The organism is Massilia sp. 2TAF26 (genome assembly GCF_052115005.1).
Lineage (GTDB): Bacteria > Pseudomonadota > Gammaproteobacteria > Burkholderiales > Burkholderiaceae_D > Telluria.
Window position 1 is genome coordinate 1 of the sequence record NZ_JBFRFV010000080.1, and the last position, 742, is coordinate 742.

The 742-nt window shown below is 67.5% G+C and carries 1 protein-coding gene; it reads left to right on the top strand.

The window, feature by feature from the left end:
• Positions 1-742: electron transfer flavoprotein subunit alpha/FixB family protein (locus AB4Z32_RS27490; protein WP_442124988.1), on the top strand; the 742-nt coding region annotated here is incomplete at both ends.

Consider the following 742-nt stretch of genomic DNA (forward strand, 5'->3'; position numbering starts at 1 on the left):
CGAAAGTGCTGGTCGCCGATGCGCCGCATTTCGCCGACGGCCTGGCCGAGAACGTCGCCGAGCAGATCCTGGCGGTGGCCGGTTCGTACTCGCACATCCTGGCCCCGGCTTCGGCCTACGGCAAGAACATCCTGCCGCGCGTGGCCGCCCGGCTGGACGTGGCCCAGATCTCGGAAATCACCAAGGTCGACGCCCCGGACACCTTCGAGCGTCCGATCTACGCCGGCAACGCCATCGCCATCGTGCAGTCCAGCGACAAGGTGAAAGTGATCACCGTGCGCGGCACCGGCTTCGATGCGGCGGCTGCCGAAGGTGGCGCGGCTGCCGTGGAATCCGTGACGGCGGTTGCCGATTCCGGCAAATCGTCCTTCGTGGGCCGCGAGCTGGCCAAGTCGGACCGTCCGGAACTGACCGGCGCCAAGATCGTCGTCTCGGGCGGCCGCGGCATGGGTTCGGGCGAGAACTTCAAGATCCTGGAACCGCTGGCCGACAAGCTGGGCGCCGCCATGGGCGCATCGCGCGCGGCGGTGGACGCCGGCTACGTGCCGAACGACTGGCAGGTCGGCCAGACCGGCAAGATCGTCGCGCCGCAACTGTACATCGCGGTCGGCATCTCGGGCGCCATCCAGCACCTGGCCGGCATGAAGGACTCGAAGACCATCGTCGCCATCAACAAGGATCCGGAAGCGCCGATCTTCTCGGTGGCCGATTACGGCATCGTCGGCGACCTGTTCGAGGTCGT